General features: G+C 68.2%; 20 protein-coding genes and 1 pseudogene. 14 read left to right on the top strand and 7 right to left on the bottom strand.

Annotated elements, in window-relative coordinates; all coding sequences use genetic code 11:
- Positions 1 to 85: 85 nt before the first annotated feature.
- Both HUN07_RS25600 and HUN07_RS25595 read left to right on the top strand, forming a co-directional pair.
- Positions 86 to 1,976, top strand: a pseudogene (locus tag HUN07_RS25600) (alkyl/aryl-sulfatase).
- Between the two features lie 85 nt (positions 1,977 to 2,061).
- Positions 2,062 to 3,024, top strand: coding sequence for a DUF389 domain-containing protein (locus HUN07_RS25595; protein WP_174915019.1), 963 nt, complete (start codon positions 2,062 to 2,064; stop codon positions 3,022 to 3,024).
- On the opposite strand, the gene HUN07_RS25590 is transcribed toward HUN07_RS25595, so the two are convergent.
- Positions 3,025 to 3,888: an RNA polymerase sigma-70 factor gene (locus tag HUN07_RS25590; protein ID WP_174914013.1), complete on the bottom strand. Its 864-nt coding sequence runs from the start codon at positions 3,886 to 3,888 to the stop codon at positions 3,025 to 3,027. It lies immediately after the preceding gene.
- The gene (locus tag HUN07_RS25585) at positions 3,885 to 4,457 is read right to left on the bottom strand and encodes a carboxymuconolactone decarboxylase family protein (RefSeq protein ID WP_174914011.1); all 573 of its coding nucleotides are present in this window, start codon (positions 4,455 to 4,457) and stop codon (positions 3,885 to 3,887) included. The genes HUN07_RS25590 and HUN07_RS25585 overlap by 4 nt, the downstream gene beginning before the upstream one ends.
- A 148-nt stretch (positions 4,458 to 4,605) precedes the next feature.
- On the opposite strand from HUN07_RS25585, the gene HUN07_RS25580 reads away from it, so the two are divergent.
- The 6 genes from HUN07_RS25580 to HUN07_RS25555 all read left to right on the top strand — a co-directional run bounded on the left by HUN07_RS25580 (position 4,606) and on the right by HUN07_RS25555 (position 9,597).
- Complete coding sequence (locus HUN07_RS25580; RefSeq protein WP_114724374.1) at positions 4,606 to 5,052, top strand: helix-turn-helix transcriptional regulator; 447 nt, start codon at positions 4,606 to 4,608, stop codon at positions 5,050 to 5,052.
- Between the two features lie 5 nt (positions 5,053 to 5,057).
- Positions 5,058 to 5,468, top strand: coding sequence for a VOC family protein (locus HUN07_RS25575; protein WP_217487163.1), 411 nt, complete (start codon positions 5,058 to 5,060; stop codon positions 5,466 to 5,468).
- A gap of 1 nt (position 5,469) precedes the next feature.
- Positions 5,470 to 6,099, top strand: coding sequence for a glyoxalase (locus HUN07_RS25570; protein ID WP_114724372.1), 630 nt, complete (start codon positions 5,470 to 5,472; stop codon positions 6,097 to 6,099).
- A gap of 64 nt (positions 6,100 to 6,163) precedes the next feature.
- Positions 6,164 to 8,554, top strand: coding sequence for an ATP-binding cassette domain-containing protein (locus HUN07_RS25565; RefSeq protein WP_174914007.1), 2,391 nt, complete (start codon positions 6,164 to 6,166; stop codon positions 8,552 to 8,554).
- Positions 8,555 to 8,618: 64 nt separating this feature from the next.
- The gene (locus tag HUN07_RS25560) at positions 8,619 to 9,155 is read left to right on the top strand and encodes a hypothetical protein (protein WP_174914005.1); all 537 of its coding nucleotides are present in this window, start codon (positions 8,619 to 8,621) and stop codon (positions 9,153 to 9,155) included.
- Positions 9,156 to 9,234: 79 nt separating this feature from the next.
- Entirely contained in the window at positions 9,235 to 9,597 is a 363-nt protein-coding gene (locus tag HUN07_RS25555) for a hypothetical protein (RefSeq protein ID WP_174914003.1), read from the top strand.
- 49 nt (positions 9,598 to 9,646) lie between these two features.
- On the opposite strand, the gene HUN07_RS25550 is transcribed toward HUN07_RS25555, so the two are convergent.
- Complete coding sequence (locus tag HUN07_RS25550) at positions 9,647 to 11,278, bottom strand: ABC-F family ATP-binding cassette domain-containing protein (protein WP_174914001.1); 1,632 nt, start codon at positions 11,276 to 11,278, stop codon at positions 9,647 to 9,649.
- 498 nt (positions 11,279 to 11,776) lie between these two features.
- Between HUN07_RS25550 and HUN07_RS25545 the strand changes: the two genes are divergently transcribed.
- The 5 genes from HUN07_RS25545 to HUN07_RS25525 all read left to right on the top strand — a co-directional run bounded on the left by HUN07_RS25545 (position 11,777) and on the right by HUN07_RS25525 (position 15,329).
- Entirely contained in the window at positions 11,777 to 12,412 is a 636-nt protein-coding gene (locus HUN07_RS25545) for a formylglycine-generating enzyme family protein (protein WP_174915017.1), read from the top strand.
- 57 nt (positions 12,413 to 12,469) lie between these two features.
- Complete coding sequence (locus HUN07_RS25540; RefSeq protein ID WP_174913999.1) at positions 12,470 to 12,895, top strand: hypothetical protein; 426 nt, start codon at positions 12,470 to 12,472, stop codon at positions 12,893 to 12,895.
- A gap of 124 nt (positions 12,896 to 13,019) precedes the next feature.
- Positions 13,020 to 13,442 carry a YciI family protein gene (locus HUN07_RS25535; protein ID WP_114724515.1) on the top strand — a complete coding sequence of 141 codons (423 nt, stop codon included), beginning with the start codon at positions 13,020 to 13,022 and terminating at the stop codon, positions 13,440 to 13,442.
- Between the two features lie 4 nt (positions 13,443 to 13,446).
- Entirely contained in the window at positions 13,447 to 14,748 is a 1,302-nt protein-coding gene (locus HUN07_RS25530) for an RNA polymerase sigma factor (protein WP_174915015.1), read from the top strand.
- A gap of 80 nt (positions 14,749 to 14,828) precedes the next feature.
- On the top strand, positions 14,829 to 15,329 hold the full coding sequence (locus HUN07_RS25525; RefSeq protein ID WP_174913997.1) for a hypothetical protein: 501 nt from the start codon (positions 14,829 to 14,831) through the stop codon (positions 15,327 to 15,329).
- A 15-nt stretch (positions 15,330 to 15,344) separates the two neighbouring features.
- On the opposite strand, the gene HUN07_RS25520 is transcribed toward HUN07_RS25525, so the two are convergent.
- Positions 15,345 to 16,646, bottom strand: a complete 1,302-nt coding sequence (locus HUN07_RS25520; RefSeq protein ID WP_174913995.1) for a glycosyltransferase 87 family protein — start codon at positions 16,644 to 16,646, stop codon at positions 15,345 to 15,347.
- Between the two features lie 234 nt (positions 16,647 to 16,880).
- Here HUN07_RS25520 and HUN07_RS25515 point away from each other — a divergent pair, with 234 nt between their 5' ends.
- On the top strand, positions 16,881 to 18,569 hold the full coding sequence (locus tag HUN07_RS25515; protein WP_174913993.1) for a cutinase family protein: 1,689 nt from the start codon (positions 16,881 to 16,883) through the stop codon (positions 18,567 to 18,569).
- Positions 18,570 to 18,586: 17 nt separating this feature from the next.
- Here HUN07_RS25515 and HUN07_RS25510 read toward each other — a convergent pair whose 3' ends face one another.
- Genes HUN07_RS25510 through trpB form a run of 3 tightly spaced genes read right to left on the bottom strand, consistent with a single transcriptional unit; the run spans position 18,587 to position 21,310 of the window.
- Complete coding sequence (locus tag HUN07_RS25510) at positions 18,587 to 19,354, bottom strand: GntR family transcriptional regulator (RefSeq protein ID WP_174913991.1); 768 nt, start codon at positions 19,352 to 19,354, stop codon at positions 18,587 to 18,589.
- Positions 19,351 to 20,130, bottom strand: coding sequence for a tryptophan synthase subunit alpha (gene trpA, locus HUN07_RS25505; RefSeq protein ID WP_217487162.1), 780 nt, complete (start codon positions 20,128 to 20,130; stop codon positions 19,351 to 19,353). The genes HUN07_RS25510 and trpA overlap by 4 nt, the downstream gene beginning before the upstream one ends.
- Entirely contained in the window at positions 20,117 to 21,310 is a 1,194-nt protein-coding gene (trpB, locus tag HUN07_RS25500; protein ID WP_217487161.1) for a tryptophan synthase subunit beta, read from the bottom strand. Before trpB ends, trpA begins: the two co-directional genes overlap by 14 nt.
- Between the last annotated feature and the right edge of the window lie 38 nt (positions 21,311 to 21,348).

Genomic DNA, 21,348 nt, shown 5'->3' with positions numbered 1-21,348 from the left:
GCACCTGTCCCCATCGGGGAGCTACTCTTCACCCATCCCAGGTGAGGCGGACGGGCGCGGGGCGTCCCACACTGCCGACATGGCTATGACATCGAATTCGGCATCCGAGTCCATCATTCGCCAGCAGAAGGAGCTGCTTGAGAGCCTTCCCTTCTCCGATACGCAGGATTTCGACGACGCCACTCGCGGGCTCGTCGCCCGCCGCGAACCGAACGCGGTCACGGCGGAGGACGGAACGGTCCTGTGGGACAACGACACCTACGCCTTTCTCGAGGGCGACGCTCCGGACACCGTGAACCCGAGCCTGTGGCGGCAGTCCAAGCTCAACGCGATCGACGGTCTGTTCGAAGTGGTCCCGGGTATCTACCAGGTGCGCGGCATGGACCTGTCGAACACCACATTCGTCGAGGGTGACGAAGGCGTGGTCGTCGTCGACACCCTCCTCTCCGAGGAGACCGGCCGCGCGGCTCTCGAGCTCTACCGCGAGCACCGTGGCAACCGTCCGGTGAAGGCGATCGTGTACACCCATTCCCACGTCGACCACTTCGGCGGCGTCCGGGGTTTCGTGTCGCAGGAGGACGTCGACTCCGGCAGGGTGAAGATCTTTGCCCCGGAAGGGTTCACCGAACACGCCATCTCCGAGAACGTGTACGCGGGCATCGCGATGGGTCGCCGTGCCGGCTACATGTACGGCGCCGCGCTCGCTCGCGGGCCGCAGGGCCAGGTCGGTGCCGGATTGGGTCAGACCACCTCCACCGGGACCGTCACCCTCATCCCGCCGACGGACATCGTCACCACCACCGGCCAGGAGGAGACCGTCGACGGTGTCCGGATGGTCTTCCAGATGGCGCCCGATACGGAGGCGCCGTCGGAGATGCTCATCTACTTCCCCGGTTTCAAGGCGTTGTGCGCGGCCGAGGACGCCACGCACAACTTCCACAACCTGCTGACGCTGCGCGGTGCGGTCGTCCGAGACCCGCACGGCTGGGCCGGCTACCTGACCGAGACCATCGACCTGTTCGGCGACGACGTCGAGGTCGTGTTCGCCTCCCACCACTGGCCCACGTGGGGCAAGGACCGGGTCGTGGACTTCCTGTCCACCCAGCGCGACCTCTATGCCTATGTGCACGACCAGACGTTGCGCATGATCAACAAGGGCTTGACCGGGCCCGAGATCGCCGAGCAGCTCCAACTGCCCCCGTCCCTCGAGAACGCGTGGAGCGCGCGCGGCTATTACGGGTCGGTCAGCCACAACGTCAAGGCGATCTACCAGCGCTACATCGGGTGGTTCGACGGCAACCCGGCGAGCCTGTGGGAGCACACCCCGGTCGAGCAGTCGAAGCGTTACGTCGACTTCATGGGCGGCGCGGACGCGGTCGTCGCGAAGGCGCGTGAGTCGTTCGCCGCCGGCGACTACCGCTGGGTGGCGCAGGTGGTCAACCACGTGATCTTCGCGCAACCGGACCACGCGAAGGCCCGGGACCTGCTTGCCGACACCTACGAGCAGCTCGGCTACGGCGCCGAGAACGGCACCTGGCGCAGCTGGTACCTCTCCGCGGTCACCGAGCTTCGCGAGGGAAAGTTCGGGACGCCGACCGAAACCGCCGCACCGGACGTCATCGCCCAGCTGACCCCGGACATGCTGTTCGACGCCATGGCCATCCAGATCGACGGACCGCGGGCGTGGGACGTGAAGCTGTCGATCGACATCGCGCTCACCGACGTCGACGAGCGATACCGGCTGCGGCTCGCCAACGGCGTCCTCACCTACAGCAACCGGCCCCAGCCGGGCTCGGCGGACGCGATCCTGACCACGACCCGACGGGCGCTGCCGGCGCTCGCGCTGGGGGGGGCTGTCGGCCGACGGCCTCGCGGACGCCGGGATCGAGATCAGCGGTGACGCATCGGTTCTCACTCGACTGGCGGCGGTGCTGGATCCGGGTGACAAGCACTTCGCGATCGTCACACCGGAATGAGTCATCGGCAGTGCTGCGCCGGCGATGCGGGGTCCTCCTCGGGCCACCGGCGCAGCAGTAGCCCGTGGGAGAGAGACGGATCCGGATGCTGATCCCCGATACTCAACGCCGTCCTCTGCCCGAATTGGACGAACGCCTCGATCTGACGGTCGGCGACCGGAGCGCCAAGGCGTCGGCGTTCTGGACGATGTTGACCCTCGCCGGGCTGATCGCGGTCGCCGGTGTGGTGGGCGACTCCACCGCGACGGTGATCGGCGCGATGATCGTCGCCCCACTGTCGACGCCGATCCTCGGCGTCGGGTTGGGTATCGCCACCGGTCGTGCCCGGCTGATCGGGCACAGCCTGATGATCGTGGTGCTCGGAGCGGTGCTGGTCGTCGTCGTGGGTGCACTGTTCGCTCAGTTGCTCCCCAATTCCACTGATGTGCTGGCGAACTCGCAGGTCCTCGGACGGACGTCACCGAAACTGTCCGATCTGACGGCCGCGTTGGCGACCGGTCTGGTCGGGGCGATCGCGGTCGCGCGGCGCGATGTCGGCGACGTGTTGCCGGGGGTGGCCATCGCGATCTCCCTCGTCCCGCCGCTGGCCGTCGTGGGGGTCTGCCTCGGGTCCGGTGCGCCGTCCCTGGCGATGGGCGCCCTGGTCCTGTTCCTGTCGAACGTCCTGGCGTTGGTCATCACCGCCACAGGCGTTCTCGTCGTCGCCGGGTATTCCACCGAAGCGGGATGGGGCGCCGGTAAGCGCGGTGGCGCCTACCTTGCCCTCGCGCTGGGCATGGTCGTCGTGGCGGTGCCGATGGTCGCGAACACCCTGTCGTCGCTGTGGGCACAGCAGATCGCCGAGGCCGGCGAGCGATGGCTGGCGGATGTGCCCGGCGCGCACGTGACCGACGTCGTCTGGCACGGTGACACCGCGACGGTGGCGGTGCTCGGTCCCCAGGATCTTCCCCCGATCAGCGAACTGCAGGCGGCGGTCGACTCGATCGTCCCCTGGGAACCGTCGTTGCGGGTCGATCACACCGTCGGTGCCCGCATCGTCGCCGAGTAGTCACCGCCGCAGTTCCGCCGGCCTGTCCAGCCAGCCCAGCTTGTGCGGGTTGCGGATTGCGTACACCCGGCTGATCCGGCCGTCCTCGACCACCACGCTCACCGCGGTGGCCTCGCCGCCGACGTCGATCCGGATTCCCGGCATGCCGTTGTAGTACGTCGGCGCGGTCACGAAGTCCGGGAACGTCGCGGCGCGGGCCAGGAACGCCGACACCCGTCGGGCCCCGACGATCGGCTTCCGTGCCGCCGTCGCGATGCCACCGCCGTCGGCGATCACCACCACGTCCGGGGCGAGCACCTCCATCAGTGCCTGCACGTCGCCGTTCGAGACGGCGGCGAGGAACCTCTCGACCGCCGCCTGCTGTTGGTCCCGGTCGACCTGCATCCGCGGCCGCCGCGCACCGACGTGCTCGCGGGCACGGTGCGCGATCTGCCGGACCGCGGCCGGGGTCTTGCCCACCACCTCGGCGATCTCCTGGTACGGCGTCTCGAACACCTCGTGCAGCACGAACACCGCCCGCTCGACCGGACGGAGGGTCTCGAGCACGGTGAGCATCGCGATCGAGACGTTCTCGGCCAGCTCGACGTCGTCGGCCACATCAGGCGTCGTGAGCAGAGGTTCGGGCAGCCATTCCCCGACGTACTCCTCCCGGCGGCGCGACACCGACCGGAGCCGGTTCAACGCCTGGCGGGTGACGATCCGGACCAGATAGGCGCGGGGATCGTGCACCTCGGCCCGATCGACCTCGGCCCACCGCAGCCAGGTCTCCTGGACCACGTCCTCGGCGTCGGCCGCGGAGCCGAGCATCTCGTAGGCGACGGTGAAGAGCAGGCTGCGGTGGGTGACGAACGGGTCGTCGGTCATGTCGTCGAGCGTACGGCGAGCGGCTCGAGACCACAGGTGGCCGACAAGCCCTGCGACTCGATGCCGAACGCGGTGTTGGTGCGGGTCATCAGGTTCGCCACCGCGATGAAAGCGGTCAGCTCCACGAGTGCGGGTGCACCGAGTTGCTCGAGCAGCCGGGCGGACATCTCGTCGGTCACCGTCGGCGGGGTCTGGGTCATCGCCTCGGCGTATTCCATGACGTCGCGTTCGAGCGGTGTGAACACGTCCGACTCGCGCCAGCGCGGCACCTCGCGTGCCTTGGTCAGATCGAGTCCCTCGTTGTGGGCGTGGAAGTAGCCGAAGTCCAGGCAGAAGCTGCAGCCGACGAGGCTGGCCACCGCCATGTGGGCGAACGACTTCAGGTTCTCGTCACACTGGTCCCATTTCTGCGCTTTGCGGCCGACGGTGAAACTGAAGTTCAGCACTTTCCGGTTGTGCCACGTCACCTCGACCGGTTCGGCGACGTCGCCGAGCATCTTGCGGGACATCCGCTTGACCACCGCGCCGTAGATGCCGGTCAACTCTGCTTTCGGGATTCTGGTAGCCATGATTCCTCCTTGCGGTTGTTTGCTCTCGGCATGGAGACACCGGCCGGGGGCCGGATGTGACACCCGACCGCAAATTCGTGGGCTCGAGGAGCGGGTCGGCGGCCCGCAGCGCTGGACAACTCCGGTACGACGCGGGACGATCGCGCAGGTGACCAGCAGACCTGACGAAGCGCAGCGCCTGCGTGACCTCGCGTTGCTGCGCCGTGTTCGCGACCGGATGGATCGGGAGTACGCGCAACCGCTGGACGTCGAGGCGCTCGCCCGCGGCGTGAACGTCTCGGCCGGTCATCTGAGCCGGCAGTTCCGCCTCGCGTACGGCGAGTCGCCGTACGCCTATCTGATGACGCGACGCATCGAGCGCGCGATGGCACTGCTGCGCCGTGGCGACCTCAGCGTCACCGAGGTCTGTTTCGCGGTCGGCTGCTCGTCGCTGGGCACCTTCAGCACCCGATTCACCGAGCTGGTCGGTGTCCCGCCCAGCGTCTACCGGGATCAGGCGCGCTCGGCCGAGGAGATGCCGTCGTGCGTCACGAAGCAGGTGACCAGACCGATCAGGAATCGAGAAGCGCCGACCCGCGCACCGCATTTAGCGTGACTGCCATGGACATCACCATTCACTCAGCCTTCCTGCCGCACACCGACCACGAGGCCTCATTGGCCTTCTACCGCGACCTGCTCGGATTCGAGGTCCGAAAGGAGGTCGGCTACAACGGGATGTACTGGATCACCGTCGGCCACCCGGATCAGCCCGGCACGTCCCTCGTCCTGCATCCCCCGGCCGCCGATCCCGGCATCACCGACGACGAGCGCCGCACCATCACCGAGATGATGGCGAAGGGGACGTACGCAATCCTGACCCTGGCCACCCCCGACCTCGACGCAACCTTCGCGAAGCTCGAGGCCGGTGGCGCCGACATCGTCCAGGAGCCGATCGACCAGCCGTACGGCATCCGGGACTGCGCCGTCCGGGACCCCGCGGGCAACCTGCTCCGAATCAACGAGGTGCGTTGACATGACCACTTCCAAGTCACCGACCACCATCGCGTCCCTCATCCTGGAAGTACCCGACCCCACGGCCGCCGAGGCGTTCTACGCCGCCTTCGGCGTCGGCGATCGCGTGGGCGTCCGCGCGGCGGAGGCGCCGACGGCCGGGTTCCGCGGCTACACCCTCTCGCTCGTGGTGTCGCAGCCGAACATCGTCGACGCGTTCGTGGGGGCCGCCCTCGACGGCGGCGCCACCACGCTGAAGCCCGCCAAGAAGGGCTTCTGGGGCTACGGCGGCGTCGTGCAGGCCCCGGACGGCGCGATCTGGAAGGTGGCGACGTCGTCGAAGAAGAACACCGGCCCCGCCACCCGGCAGATCGACGACGTCGTGCTGCTGCTCGGTGTCGAGGACGTCAAGGCGAGCAGACAGTTCTACGTCGACCGCGGGCTGGAGGTGGCGAAGAGCTTCGGACGCAAGTACGTCGAGTTCGCGGCACCGGATTCGCAGGTCAAGCTGGCGCTCTACGGGCGCCGCGCGCTCGCGAAGGACGCCGGCGTCTCCCCGGACGGGACCGGATCGCACCGTATCGTCGTCGGTAGCGAAGCCGCACCCTTCACCGACCCGGACGGGTTCGAGTGGGAGACCACGTCCGCATGACGCCGCGGTCGGTCGGACGCAGGCACGGTGGCCGCGACGGCGGCCCGACACAGAGGGAGAGACGATGAGCACGGCCACGACGACGGACCAGCAGTCGCCTGAGCTTCACGCCGCCGACCGCCACGATCTGATCCGCGTGCACGGCGCGCGCGAGAACAACCTCAAGGACATCAGCGTCGAACTGCCGAAGCGGCGGCTGACGGTGTTCACCGGTGTCTCGGGCTCCGGCAAGAGTTCGCTGGTGTTCTCCACCATCGCCGCCGAGTCGCAGCGGATGATCAACGAGACGTACAGCGCCTTCGTGCAGGGTTTCATGCCGACTCTGGCGCGGCCGGACGTCGACGTGCTCGACGGGCTGACGACGGCGATCATCGTCGATCAGGAGCGGATGGGCGCCAACCCGCGCTCCACCGTCGGCACCGCGACCGACGCCAATGCGATGCTGCGCATCCTGTTCAGCCGGGTCGGAAAGCCGTACATCGGCTCGCCGCAAGCATTCTCGTTCAACGTCGCCTCCGTCAGCGGTGCCGGGGCGATCACCGTGGAGAAGGCCGGCCGGACCGTCAAGGAGCGTCGCGCCTTCAGCGTCACCGGTGGCATGTGCCCGCGCTGCGAGGGCATGGGCAAGGTCTCGGACTTCGACCTGACGGCTCTGTACGACGACGGGAAGTCGCTCAACGAGGGTGCGCTGACGATCCCCGGCTACAGCATGGACGGCTGGTACGGCCGCATCTTCCGCGGCTGCGGATTCTTCGACCCCGACAAGCCGATCGCCAAGTTCACCAAGAAGCAGTTGAACGACCTCCTCTATAAGGAGCCGACCAAGGTCAATGTCGAGGGCGTCAACGTCACGTACGAGGGTCTGATCCCGAAGATCCAGAAGTCGTTCCTGTCCAAGGACCGCGAGGCGATGCAGCCGCACATCCGCGCGTTCGTGGATCGCGCGATCACCTTCCAGACGTGCCCCGACTGCGAGGGCACGCGGCTGAGTGAGGAGGCGCGCTCGTCGAAGATCGACGGGGTCAGCATCGCCGACGTCTGCGCCATGCAGATCAGCGATCTCGCCGAATGGGTGCGCGGGCTGGACGCGCCGTCGGCGGCGCCGCTGTTGAAGTCGTTGGGCGAGACGCTCGACTCGTTCGTCGAGATCGGACTCGGCTATCTCAGCCTCGACCGCCCGGCGGGCACGCTGTCCGGCGGAGAGGCGCAGCGCACCAAGCTGATCCGCCACCTCGGGTCGTCGCTCACCGACGTCACGTACGTCTTCGACGAGCCCACCATCGGCCTGCACCCGCACGACATCGCGCGGATGAACGACCTGCTGCTGCAGCTGCGCGACAAGGGCAACACCGTCCTGGTCGTCGAGCACAAGCCGGAGGCGATCGCGATCGCCGACCACGTCGTCGATCTCGGCCCCCGCGCCGGCACCGAGGGCGGCGAGGTGGTGTTCGAGGGCACCGTGGACGAACTGCGCTCGAGCGGCACGCTCACCGGCAAGCACCTCGACGACCGCGCGTCGGTGAAGCCGTCGGTGCGGAAGTCGTCGGGCGCGCTGGAGGTGCGCGGTGCCGGCACCCACAATCTGCGCGACGTCGACGTCGACATCCCGTTGGGCGTGCTCGTCGTGGTGACGGGCGTCGCCGGTTCGGGCAAGAGTTCGCTGATCGGCGGCTCGGTGGCCAAGCGCGACGGTGTGGTGTCGATCGACCAGGGGGCGATCAAGGGTTCCCGCCGCAGCAACCCCGCCACCTACACCGGCCTGCTCGACCCGATCCGCAAGGCGTTCGCGAAGGTCAACGGCGTCAAGCCCGGCCTGTTCAGCGCCAACTCCGAGGGCGCCTGCCCCAACTGCAACGGCGCCGGCGTCGTGTACTCCGACCTGGCGATGATGGCCGGCGTCTCCACCCCGTGCGAGGTGTGCGAGGGCAAGCGGTTCCAGGCCGAGGTGCTGGACTACAAGTTCGGCGGCAAGGACATCAGCGAGGTGCTCACGATGTCCGTCGCCCAGGCCGAGGAGTTCTTCGGCTCCGGTGACGCGAAACTTCCTGCGGCCCACAAGATCCTGGCGCGGTTGGCGGATGTCGGGCTCGGCTACGTCAAGATCGGTCAGCCGCTCACCACACTGTCCGGCGGCGAACGGCAGCGACTCAAGCTCGCCACCCACATGGGTGAGAAGGGCGACGTCTACGTCCTCGACGAGCCCACCACCGGCCTGCACCTCGCCGACGTCGAAAACCTGCTCGGCCTGCTGGACCGCCTCGTCGACTCGGGCAAGTCGGTCATCGTCATCGAGCACCACCAGGCGGTGATGGCACACGCCGACTGGATCATCGATCTCGGTCCCGGCGCGGGGCACGACGGCGGCCGGATCGTCTTCGAGGGCACGCCCGCCGACCTCGTCGCCGACCGGTCCACCCTCACCGGCAAGCACCTGGCGGAGTACGTCGGCGCCTGACCACGGCGCCGGACAATTCGGCGTTCGGTGACCACGCGGCCGGCCGGCGTGTTTCGATTCGCCTATGCGAAAAGCACTGCTGGCAGTTGCGTTGATCGCTACCTGGCTGGTTGTCGGGGCCGCGCCCGCAGGCGCCTCGTCTGCGGGCGCGGCGCAGCCGTCCTGGTCCGGTGATTACTCGGTGAAGCGCTTCGCCGCGACGAAGACCGGGACGAGTCTGGCGGCGCGGCAATGGGAGCCCGACTTCGCCGATACCTACACGTTCGAGACGAGTTGTTCGGGCGGAACCTGCGTGGCCACCGTGACCGACGGGCCCACGCCCGCCAATCCGACACTGCCCCAACCCCCGCAGTACACCTGGGACGGGACAAGTTGGGTTCATCACTACGACTGGCAATGGGACTGCTGGCAGGGCGAGGGCGTGCCCAAGGTGTGGGCGCCGGCGTCCTCGGTGGCGATCTACACCCCGCAACGAGACGGCACGCTGACCGGTTCGTGGCGTACCGACATCGAGAGTGGCCCGTGTGAAGGCTCGGTGATCATGAACGTCGCGGCCTACCCGGTCGACCCACCCTCCGGTGTCTTCGGTAGCAGCAGCTGAGACGGATCCACATCGGCCGCACCAGTTCGCCGTCGTCGACACCGGGTCCTGTTTCCGAACCACCCTGCAGGAGAGCGGCATGCGTGACGAAACTGATCCCGCCGACCCGGCACGCGCACTCCTCGACGAGCTTGCTGCCGACTTCCTCCGCGAACCCGCCGTCGAGTTCGGCACGATGTTCCGCAGCCCGGGCCTGCGAGTCGACGGCAAGATCTTCGCGTTCCTCGGCCGCGACCGTCGCCTGATCGTCAAGCTCCCGCGCCCCCGCGCCGAGGAGATCCTCCGCGCGGGGGCCGCTCAGGAAGTCACGATGGGCAAACGAACCATGAAGGAATGGGTGGCCTTCCCGGTCGACGACGACGACCTCGACGGCACTCTGACCACATGGCGTCATGCCGCGCGCGAGGCCCACGACTTTGTCGTGGGCCTGCCACCGACATGATCCAAATTGCCTGGCGTACAGCCCTTCCGGATCGATCCTTCGTTGCGGATCAGGCGAGCTGGATCAGGTCGAGGTACTCCGGGGACCAGTGGTCCTCGGTGCCGTCGGGCAGCAGGATGACCCGCTCCGGGTTGAGCGCCTCGGCGGCGCCCGGATCGTGGGTGACCAGGACGACGGCGCCGGTGTAGCTGCGGAGCGCGTCGAGGACCTGCTCGCGCGAGATCGGGTCGAGGTTGTTGGTCGGCTCGTCGAGCAGCAGCACGTTCGCCGCCGACGACACCAGCCCGGCCAGCGCCAGACGCGTCTTCTCACCACCGGACAGGGTGCCCGCCGGCTGCTCGAGCTGCGGGCCGGTGAACATGAACGCCCCCAGCAGACCGCGTAGGTCCTGCTCCCCGGCGTCGGGGGCGGCGTGCCGGATGTTCTCCCACACGCTGGCGTCGTCGTCGAGGGTGTCGTGTTCCTGCGCGAAGTAACCGATCTTCAGGCCGTGCCCGGGCACCAGCTCGCCGAGGTCGGGGGTCTCCACACCGCCGAGCAGCCGCAGCAGCGTCGTCTTGCCCGTACCGTTGAGTCCGAGGATCACCACGCGGGAGCCGCGGTCGATCGCGAGGTCGACACCGGTGAAGATCTCCAGCGACCCGTAGACCTTGGTCAGGTTCTCGGCCATGAGCGGGGTCTTGCCGCAGGGGGCGGGCTCGGGGAACCGGATGTGGGCGACCCTGTCGGCGACCCGGACGTCGTCGAGATCGTTGATCAGCTTGTCGGCGCGCTTGGCCATGTTCTGTGCGGCGGTCGCCTTGGTCGCCTTCGCGCCGAGCTTGGCGGCCTGGGCACGCAGCGCACCGGCCTTCTTCTCGGCGTTGGCGCGTTCGCGTCGGCGGCGCTGCTCGTCGGTGGCGCGGGCGTCGAGGTACTTCTTCCAGCCCATGTTGTAGATGTCGGCCTCGCCGCGCACGGCGTCGAGGAACCACACCCGGTTCACGACGTCGTTGAGCAGGTCCACGTCGTGACTGATCACGATCAGGCCGCCGTCGTGGTTCTGCAGGAACCCGCGCAACCACGTGATCGAGTCGGCGTCGAGGTGGTTGGTGGGCTCGTCGAGCAGCAGCGTGGTGTTCGACTTGCCGCCCGAACCGTCCGAGGCCGCGAACAGGATCCGCGCCAGCTCCACCCGGCGACGCTGACCACCGGAGAGGGTCTTCAGCGGCTGCTCGAGGACCCGATCGGCCAGGCCCAGGCTGTTGCAGATCCGGGCCGCCTCGGACTCGGCGACATACCCGCCGAGGGCGGAGAACCGGTCCTCGAGCGAGCCGTACTTGCGCACGGCCTTGTCACGGACCGCGTCGTCGACGGCCTCGGCCATGATGGTCTGCTGCTTCTCCATCTTGCGCATGATCTCGTCGAGACCCCGCGCCGACAGCACCCGGTCCTTCGCGAGGACGTCGAGGTTGCCCTCCTTCGGGTCCTGCGGCAGGTACCCCAACTCGCCGCTGCGGATCACCGCGCCCGCGTAGGGTTCGCCCTCACCGGCCAGGATGCGCAGGGTGGTCGTCTTCCCGGCACCGTTGCGCCCCACCAGACCGATCCGGTCCCCGGCCTGCACACGCAACGCCGAACCCGGGGCAGACAACAGGGTCCGCACACCGGCACGAACTTCGAGGTCGGAAGCGGTAATCACAAGTGTTCTCCCAGTAATCAGAAATTAGACAGAGCGGATCGACTTCACAGGCATCGTTTCGAGTCCGAAACTGCGAATCCGGCCGACCCGAATGGAAATGGCCTCGGGCCCGACTCGAAAACTGCGCGTGTAGTCGATGAAAGAGATGGCACATCGGGATTGATCCTGATGTGAACGATAGATTCGCGGAATATCACGTCCACGAAGCTGAACCCGTGGACGGAAGCCGAACCTGTAGGCGGCGGAGGAGGAGCCTAGCCTCTCTCGATCCAGACCAAGCCCGCATGCAGCCGCTCACGGGCCTTCTTGGCTGGCTGGACATACATGGCAGAGCACTTTAGCGCAGTTCCGTGCCATTGCCAATCTGTCGCCCGACGGGGTCGGCTCGACGATCGTGGTGGCGGTCCCAATCGGTCGATCGTGCGCACGGTAGTCCGACCTGAGGTCGAAGGAAATCGGTAGTGTCGATCAACCATGGAGCCGTTAGCTTTTCCCGAGCTGGCCGCGGTACCGGCAGGCCAGGTGACACTGTCGGATCGGCGGACGAGTAGCAGTTGGTGTGTCGAGGTGGGGGGCTTCGCGATCGGGGTCGGCGCGGTGACACAGGCCGAGTACGCCGACGTCACCGGCGAGTGGCCGGGCGCGTCGCGGAATCCCCGTCGCCCGGTGGAGGGCGTGTCGTGGTTCGACGCGATCCTGTTCTGCAACAAGCTTTCCGCGCGCGCCGGCCTCACCGCCGCCTACCGGGTCGCCGGCGACCACGTCGGGTGGGACGCCGGGTCCGACGGCTATCGGCTGCCGACCGAGGCCGAATGGGAGCGCGCCTGCCGGGCCGGAACGAGCGGACCGCGGTACGGGCAGCTGGGCGAGATCGCCTGGTACGGCGACAACTCCGACGGGCGCCCGCACGACGTGTGCGGAAAGCTGCCGAACGGATGGGGTCTGCACGACATGCTCGGCAACGTCTGGGAGTGGTGCTGGGATCTCTACGATCCGGAGGTGTACGGCAGCTATCGGGTGCTGCGCGGCGGCGGGTGGGCGGACGCGCACTGGAGTTGCCGGGCGTCGGTGCGTCGGCGCAGCCACCCCACGTACCGCATCGACGACGTCGGGTTCCGGATCGCGCGCGGGTAGCCCGTCCGATCCTTCGGATCGGTAACGAACCCCGATCGACGGTGGAACACTGCCTACATGTCCGACGGGCGAGAGCAACCCCGCACCGGCCCCGCCGCCGATGACGAGGAGCGATCCGAACCGCATACGGCCTGGGATCTCGCGTTCGGGATCGGTGTCCCGTTGGGCCTGCTGGTGGGGGCGTGTGTGGCGTTCTTCTGCCTCGGCCCGGCGGTGGTCGCGCTGCAGCATGCGCTCGACGTCCCCGAACTGTCGCCGGTGCCGACGAACCAACGACGTCCGGGTGAACCCGGGCCGACCGCGATGTACTGGGTGACGTGGCTCGTGCCGCCGCTCCTGGTGTTCGCATGCGTCGCGGCGCTGTGGGTGTGGCGGCTCGCGCGGCCCTTCGCGGTGTCGCTGGCCTTGTCTTTCATGGGCTTCGGTGGGTTCTTGGCAATGATCTGGATCTCGATGGATGTCGGCGGCTTCGCGCCGAGCTGATGTACGTCACGCTCGCCGAACAGCCTTCCGAAAATTGATTCGCGGACCTTGTCGATCTGGCGTCTTCCCGTTCGACGTCCTGGATGAGAGGGTCGAAACGCGACCCCGACGAAGGAGCGAACCGATGAAGTACATGCTGATCATGCGCGCCACCGACGAGGCTGTCGAGGCATACAAGGAAGTCCCGTTCGAGCAGGTCATCGAGCAGATGGGCAAGTTCAACGAGGCCCTGATGAAGGCGGGCGTGCTGCTGGCCGGGGAGGGCCTGTCCGACGCCGAGGAGGGGTTCGTCGTCGACTTCTCCGGCGACACACCGCTCGTCACCGACGGTCCCTACGGGGAGACCAAGGAACTGTTCAACGGGTTCTGGATCCTCGAGGTTGCGTCCAAGGAGGAGGCGGCCGAGTGGGCCAAGCGGGTTCCGCTGGGCCCGGGGGCGAAGATCGAGGTGCGCCGGGTGACCGGGCCCGAGGACTTCCCGCAGGACAACGAGTGGATCCAGAAGGAAGACGGCTGGCGTGAGGAACTCGAGAACCGCAACGCGTAGCCGGATGCCCGCCACGCCGACGGAGCACCGCCCGGACCCGATCGAGTCCGCGCGGCGCTCCGTCGCGGCCGTGTGGCGCATCGAGTCGGCGCGCATCGTCGCCACGCTCATTCGTACCGTCGGCGATTTCGGCCTGGCCGAGGATCTCGCGCAGGAGGCCCTCGTCGACGCGCTCGCGCAGTGGCCACAGACCGGTGTTCCGGCCAACCCCGGGGCCTGGCTCACCACCGTCGCGAAACGCAAGGCGATCGACGGTTGGCGGCGCCAGGAGCGCTACCACGACCGCGTCGCCACCATCGCACGCAACCTCGAGACCGAGGAAACCGCCGCGACATCGGACGAGCTGCCGTGGGATCCGGACCGGATCGACGACGACGTGCTCCGGCTGCTGTTCGTGTCGTGCCATCCGGTGCTGTCGAGGGAGGCGCAGGTTGCGCTGACCCTCAAGGTCGTCGGCGGCCTGTCGAGCGAGGAGATCGCGCGCGCGTTCCTCGCGTCGACCGCCACCGTGCAGCAGCGGATCGTCCGCGCGAAGAAGACGCTCGCCGCCGCCAAGGTGCCGTTCGAGGTGCCGCCGCGGTCCGAGTTCGGTGACCGGCTCGGCGCCGTCCTCGGTGTGCTGTATCTCGTGTTCAACGAGGGGCACGCGTCGAGCGCGGGTGACGAGTGGATGCGTCCGGAGCTCAGCCGCGAGGCCGTCCGCCTCGGACGCGTTCTGGCCGAGCTCCTCCCGCACGAGCCGGACGTGCACGGGCTGGTGGCGCTCATGGAGCTGACGGCGGCGCGCTTCCCGGCGCGGCTCGATGCCGACGGCGACCCGGTGCTGCTCGCCGACCAGGATCGTCGCCGGTGGGACCACGGCGCCATCATCCGGGGACGCGCCGCGCTCGCCCGGGCCGACGCGATCGGACGCGGCCGCGGCGCCTACGCGTTGCAGGCGGCGATCGCCGAGTGTCACGCGGTCGCGCCGTCCGTCGACGACACCGACTGGGACCGGATCGTGCTGCTCTACGAGGCGCTCGGTCGTCTGGCACCGTCGCCCGTGGTCGACCTCAATCGCGCGGCGGCGGTCTCGATGGCGTCGGGCCCCGCTGCGGCGCTGCGGATCATCGACGATCTGGTCGACGGCGGGCGGCTCGCCGGCTATCGGCTGCTGCCCGCGACGCGCGGCGAACTCCTCGCCAGGCTCGGCCGGAACCGGGAGGCGCGCATCGAGTTCGAGGCGGCCGCCGAACTGACCGGCAACCAGCGCGAGCGAAAGATCCTGCTGGACAAGGCGGCGGCGCTTCCCGGCCGACATGAGTGAGCGGATCAGCGGTCAGTCATCGAGAATGCCTTCTTCTCAATTTGTCCAGACTCCCTTGCAGTGCCGATACGCTCGTCCCCATGCGTACCGATCGAAGGCACCGCCTCAGACGCACACTGTCGATCGCAACGGCTGCCGTGTCGGCCCTGGTGCTGGCAGGCTGCAGCGCCGACTCGTCGGCTGTCGCAACTTTGTCCACGTCCCTGGCTCCGCCGTCGACCGCACAGGCGCGGACGACGATCAGTGACGATCAACTGCGCGCGATCGCCACCGGTGCCGCCTCACGACTCGGCGAGAACGATCCGACGCGAATCGAGGCCGTCCTGACGACCAGATCCGCGGCCAACGGACTCGTCGGTGCCGAAGGCTTCGACGATACAGCCGCTTACATGATCCAGGCCCACGGCACGTTCTCGACAGCCTGGCAGCACCGTCCGAGCGGTGTCGATCTGCCCCCGACGGTGACTGGGGTGTTGATGCTGATCGTCGATGCGCAGACCGGCGAAGGTATGGACAGCGGCACGAGCGGTGAGCCCGCCGATCTCACGAAGCTCGGGAAGGTGATCACCCTCGACGGCTGAGCGCTGGGCTCGCTGCTACGAAACCGGCTCGGGATCAGGCGAGTTCGTCGTGATGTCCGGCGTCGGCGTCTCGGCAAGCGTGCGATCCGGCGGGGTCGGGGCACTGCCGCGGAACGCGACGACCGCCGCGCCGATCAGGACGGCCGCGTAGATCAGCACGTACAGGTTCACGACGATGTCCCAGGCGATCCAGTTGGGCGGGAACAGGTACAGCCCGACGACCACGGTGTCGTCGGGGAAGCGGTAGGCCCACGATCCGGCGATACCGAACAGCGCGATCACGCTCGCCCACCACCACGCGTTCGTCAGGGCCCGGTGCACGAGGTAGACCATCAGCGGCACGAACCACACCCAGTGGTGGCTCCAGGTGAACGGGGAGACCACCGCCGCGGTCAGTCCGGCGACGGTGACCGCGAGGAGACGCTCGCCGCCGCGGTGGAGTCGGACCACCACCCACATGCTGACGGCGACGACGGCCGCGGCGCACAGCAGCCACACCCACGTGGGCACCGGTCCCCCGGCCAGGCGCGTGATCGCGCCGCGCAACGACTGGTTGGCGGGATGCGAGTCGTCCGCGATGCGCGTGGAATCGAAGAACGTCTCGGTCCAGTACTGCCACGAGTCCTTCGGGAGCACGACCCAGCTTCCGACGAAGGTCACGACGAAGGTGGCCGCCGCGACCGCTGCGGCCCGCCACCGGCGCAGCACCAGGTAGTAGAGGACGAAGTACGCCGGCGTCAGCTTGATCCCGGCGGCGATACCGACACCGACGCCCTTGAGCTTGCTGTTCTCGCCGCGCGAGACGTCCCACAGCACCAGTGCCATCAGGACCAGGTTGATCTGGCCGTAGAACAGGGTCGTGCGGACCGGTTCGAGGAACGCGCAGGCCACCGCCAGCAGTGCCGAGACGGCGATGACGCGGCGGGTGACGAGGTATCCCAGCATCCGCCAGCACAACGCGACGATCGCCACCAGCAGGAGCACGTTGGCGCCCATCCAGATGTACTTGTCAATGCCGCCCGGAAGGAACCCGAACGGGATGAACATCAGCGTCGAGAACGGCGTGTAGGTGTAGAGCAGGCCGTGGATCACCGGTTCGGTGTAGAGCGGCAGACCCTCCATGACGTGCCGCGCACCGTCGCGGTAGACATCCAGGTCGGCGCCGCCGGCCAGGATGCCGATCATGGGCTCCCTCGGGTCGACCAGGCTGAACAAGAGCACCGCGGCCGCCAGCGCGAGGAAGGCGAGGGCAGCCGTCGTCGGGCCCCCTCGCGGGAACGGTCGACGAGCACTCGGATTCCTGGTTGCGCCGTGCATGGCTGTGTCCCTCCCCCGGACGCCGCCTCGGCCTCGCTGCCGAGGCGATCGAGACAAAGGTAGCCAACCGACCGAACCGCGGTAAATCCGATCCTGGTGACCGGGCGGTCGGGTGGCGGCCGGTCCGCGCTGTAACGTCTCCGCCCCGGAGACCGACGTCTGTCATGACGTGACGTGCGGTTCGGGGGGGTCGACCTGCATGTGTCTTGGTGAGGTCGGGATAGGGGAGTTGACATGACAATTCGCGGATTCTTTGCGCGACATCGAATGGCTGCGCGGGTGACGACGCCGGCGGCGCTGGGTGTGGCGGTCGTCGTCGCGCTCACGTGGGCGTTGTCGTCCCCGCCACCGAGCACGGTGGACACCCAGCTCACGGCGTCGACGACGGAGTGCCGCGACATGGTGACCGTCTCGATCGCCGGCCGCAGCGACACCCCGGTGGCGGGCACCACGAAGATGCTGGTCGATCCCGACGGAAACGAGCTCCCCGCGGCCCTGTCGGACGACTACAGCAGTGGACGGATCGACCAGGTCATCAACGCGCCGAACGGCGTCGTGGATCGCGACGCGTACGCCGCGCTGTACATCGCCTATCCCGCGAACATGGCCAGCTACGACGACGCCGTCGCCGCCGGTGTGGCGAACACCGAATCGGTGATGCGGGCCATCCGCGTGTCGTGCCCCGACACCAAGTTCTCGATCGTCGGATACAGCGAGGGCGCCGACGTCGCTCGCCGGGTCGCGATGAACATCGGTCACCAGGAACCCGACGCCGACCAGGGCTACGGGATCGTCGACCCGTCCAACGTCGTCGGCGTCGTCATCTTCGCCGATGCGGGCCGCGGGGCGGGGCAGGGCCCGTTCCCCGGTGCGAAGAACCCGTTCGGCAACCCGGACGGCTTCGACACGAAGTACCAGAACGGCAAGACCCCGGTGCCGGGTCAGGGTGTCCTCCCGAACACCGGCGACGACGACTTCGGTGCGCTGGGCGGCAAGGTCGCGTCCTTCTGCTCCGACGGCGACTTTACTTGCGCTGCACCCCAGAACATCTCGCTGTTGCAGCTCGTGGTCAACGTGGGCAGGCAGATCAACGTCGATCGGCTCGAAGGCGAGGGCCTCACGCCGGCCACCGGTCAGGACATCGCAGTCGTTCTGGGCCGCATCGGATACGACGCCTTCCTGAACATCCAGTCGCAGCCGAACTGGATGCGGAGCGACGAGACCTTCCTGGACGTCCTGCTGAAGGTGTCGGACCCCGACTACGTGCCGGGCGAGTCGACGACGCAGACCCCGAAGGACGTCAGCTCGATCTCCACCGACGAGATGTCGCCGCTGGCGTACCTGCCGCAGAAGGTGTTCAAGGAGATCGTCGGGCTGATCGTGACGAACCAGAACACCATCCCGGTGATCCTGAGTGATCCGTACCAGATGACCCTGGCCCCGGACATCGGCCACCACTTCGACTACTGGCGCGACGCCGACGGCGCGAACGGCAAGCCGTTGACGTCCGCCGAGTACGCCGCCGCGTGGCTGACGTACCTGGCCAAGCAGGCGCAGAACGGAAAGCCGGTCGACCCGGCGGCGAAGCCGACCGCGACCGAACTGGCCGACGCCCTCACCGAGCTGGCGGCCACCACCACAGAATCGTCGGCCGAGCCGACGGGTTCAGCGGTGCCGCAGACTCCGACCGCTTCCCCGTCGGAGTCCGCGGTTCCCTCCGAGTCCGCGGCGCAGAGCGCCACGGAGACGACGGTCCCCGCCACGTCGCCGGCCGTGGCTTCGTCGACCGAGGTCGCCACGACGCCGACGCCGTCGCCGGCCGCTTCCCCGGACGCTGCCGCATCCACGTCCTCGACGGTCGCCACCACGACCAAGCCGACGCCGACCACCACCACCACCCCGGCACCCCGGCCCGCCGGGTAGGGCGCGAGCCGCACCGCTCACCGAGCGGTGCGGCCGCCCCGATCGTTGATCCGGTACGTCACTCGGATCTGTTGGGGACCGCGGTCGATGTGGAGTTCGGCGATGTCGGACGGGATCAACGCGGTGTCGTGCAGGACGGGGGTGCCGTCCTCGGTGACGTTCGTTCGGTGACTGAGCATGGCCGGGCTGTGTTCCGGGCGGGCCAGCAGTTCGGCTTCGGCGGCACCGAGCGTGGTGACGGTGATCGACTCGTTGGCCGACGCGACCGGGTAACCGTGTTGTGCGAGAACCTGATAGAGCGACGCGTCGACCAGTTCGTCCGGGGAGATGCCCGTGCTCCAGGGGATGTAGGAATGCTGGAGCACGGAAGGGTGCGTGTCGATCACGCGGTGACGCGTGACGACGAGCACCTGCTCGGTCGGCCCGAGCTGCAGGGCCCGCGCGACATCGGACGGTGGAGTCTCCCGCGACGACCCGAGGATGTGCGTCTCGACCTTGGCGCCCTGCGCCCGGAGATCGTCTGCGAATCCCGACAGGTGGAGCAGGTTGTAGGTGTACCGCTTGCTCGCCGGGAAAGTGCCCGCCCCGGGACGCGATTCGATCAGCCCGTCGTTCTCCAACAGTTGCAACGCCTGGCGGAGGGTCATGATCGTCACGCCGTAGGAGGCCGCGAGCTCGCGTTGCGGGGGCAGTGCGTCGTCCGCCTGCCATTCCCCGGTGTCGATCCTGGCCCGCAGGTCGTCGTAGATAGCCAGATACTTGGGCAGTCGAGAGTGCCTGGTCACGGAATTGCTGCCTCGTCGAGTCGTTGGCGGAAGGCTTGGACGGTTCCCATGATCGACGCCGCGCCGGCGCCCGCGAGCACCGGGTCCATCAGTGCCGACGCGACCACGACTCCGTCGGACTGCCGAGCCGCACGGGCGGCTCGTTCGGGCGTGTCGATGCCGAACCCGATCACGACCGGCAGGCCGTCGGTCGAGCGGAGGCGCTGCGCGAACGCCCATCCGTCCTCGCCGGCGGTCCGATACGTCCCTGTCGGCGCCATGGCGCCCATTGCATAGACGAATCCACCACTGGCTCCGACGATTCGCCGTGCCGTCTCCATCGGCGTGGACGGAGCCGACATCAGCACCGGGGACACACCCGCCGCCTCGGCCGCAGCGAGATAGTCCGCCGATTCCTCGAACGGCAGATCGGCGACGATGGATCCACTGATTCCGGCCGCCGCAATCGTGTCCAGGTACTGCCCGAGCCCGCGGGACACGAGGTGGTTGCTGTAGGTCATCGTGATCAGCGGCGCGGTCACGTCGGGAAGGTCGTCGAGGATGCCCTCCACCCGGGCGCCCTGCTCCAACGCGGTGACGGATGCACGCTGGATCACCGAACCGTCCAGCATCGGGTCCGAGAACGGCAGTCCGATCTCGACGGCGTCGGCGCCCCCGTCGATCATGGCCCGCACGAGATCGGCCCAGTCCGTTCGGATTCCGCCCATGACATAGCCGATCAGGCACTTCGAGCCGTTGTCGCGGACCTGGCGGAGGGTCGTCTCAAGCACGCTCACGGTCGAGTCTCCTGACTTGTTCGGCATCCTTGTCGCCGCGGCCGGACACGGTGACCAGCACAGTGGTGTCCGGGGCGAACTGTCGGTCGCGGGCGGCCTCCGCCACCCAGGCGAGCGCATGCGCGGATTCCAGTGCGGGGAAGATGCCTTCGAGCCGCGCGAGCTGCCCGGCGGCGGCGAGGACCTGATCGTCGGTGACGGTCACGTAGTCCGCGCGACCGAGTTCGGCGAGGTGGGCGTGTTCGGGTCCCAGCCCCGGATAGTCGAGACCGGCGGCGACGGAATGCGCCTCGAGTACCTGGCCGGCATCGTCCTGCAGATACAGCGACATCGAGCCGTGCAGCACGCCCAGGGTGCCGTCGGTGGCACCGGCACCGCCCGCACCCTCGACGCCGACCAGCCGCGCGTCCGACGACGCGAACCCGGCGAAGGTGCCTGCCGCGTTCGATCCACCGCCGACGCAGGCCACGACGACGTCGGGGGTGCCGCCGCCGAGCAACTGCGCGCACTGCGCCGCGGCCTCGATCCCGATCACGGACTGGAACTCGCGGACGATCCACGGGTAGGGGTGCGGCCCCAGCACCGAGCCGAGGCAGTAGTGGCTCTCGTCCGCCCGGGTCACCCAGTACCGAAAGGCCTCGCTGGTGGCGTCTTTCAATGTCCTGGCGCCGGATCGGACCGGAATCACCTGCGCACCGAGCGTTTCCATCCGGTAGACGTTCAGCTCTTGCCGGGCCATGTCGACCTCGCCCATGTATACGGTGCACTTCATGCCGAACAGTGCTGCGGCCGTGGCAGTCGCGACACCGTGCTGACCGGCGCCGGTCTCCGCCACGAGTTCACGCCTGCCCATCCGTCGAGCGAGGAGTGCCTGACCCAGCGCATTGTTCAGCTTGTGGCTGCCGGTGTGGTTGAGATCCTCGCGCTTGAGCAGGACGCGGACGCCGAGTTCCTCGGACAGTCGTCGCGCCCGCATGACCGGTGTCGGTCGCCCGCAGTACTCGGCCAGCAGTGAACCGAGCTCCGCCCGGAACTCCGGGTCGGCCCACGCGTCACGGAAGCCTGCTTCGACTGCTCGACACGCAGGCACGAGCGCCTCGGGGACGTAGCGCCCACCGAAGCGGCCGAACCTTCCGGACGGTCCGGGGTCCCCCATCAGTGTCGTAGCCGTCGCACCCACCTCCGATTTCCATAATCGTTCTAGTGTTCTAGAACAAT

The sequence above is a fragment of the Rhodococcus sp. W8901 genome (assembly GCF_013348805.1).
GTDB lineage: Bacteria > Actinomycetota > Actinomycetes > Mycobacteriales > Mycobacteriaceae > Prescottella.
Note: the sequence above shows the minus strand (reverse complement) of the source record. Positions and strands in the feature narration are given on the sequence as shown.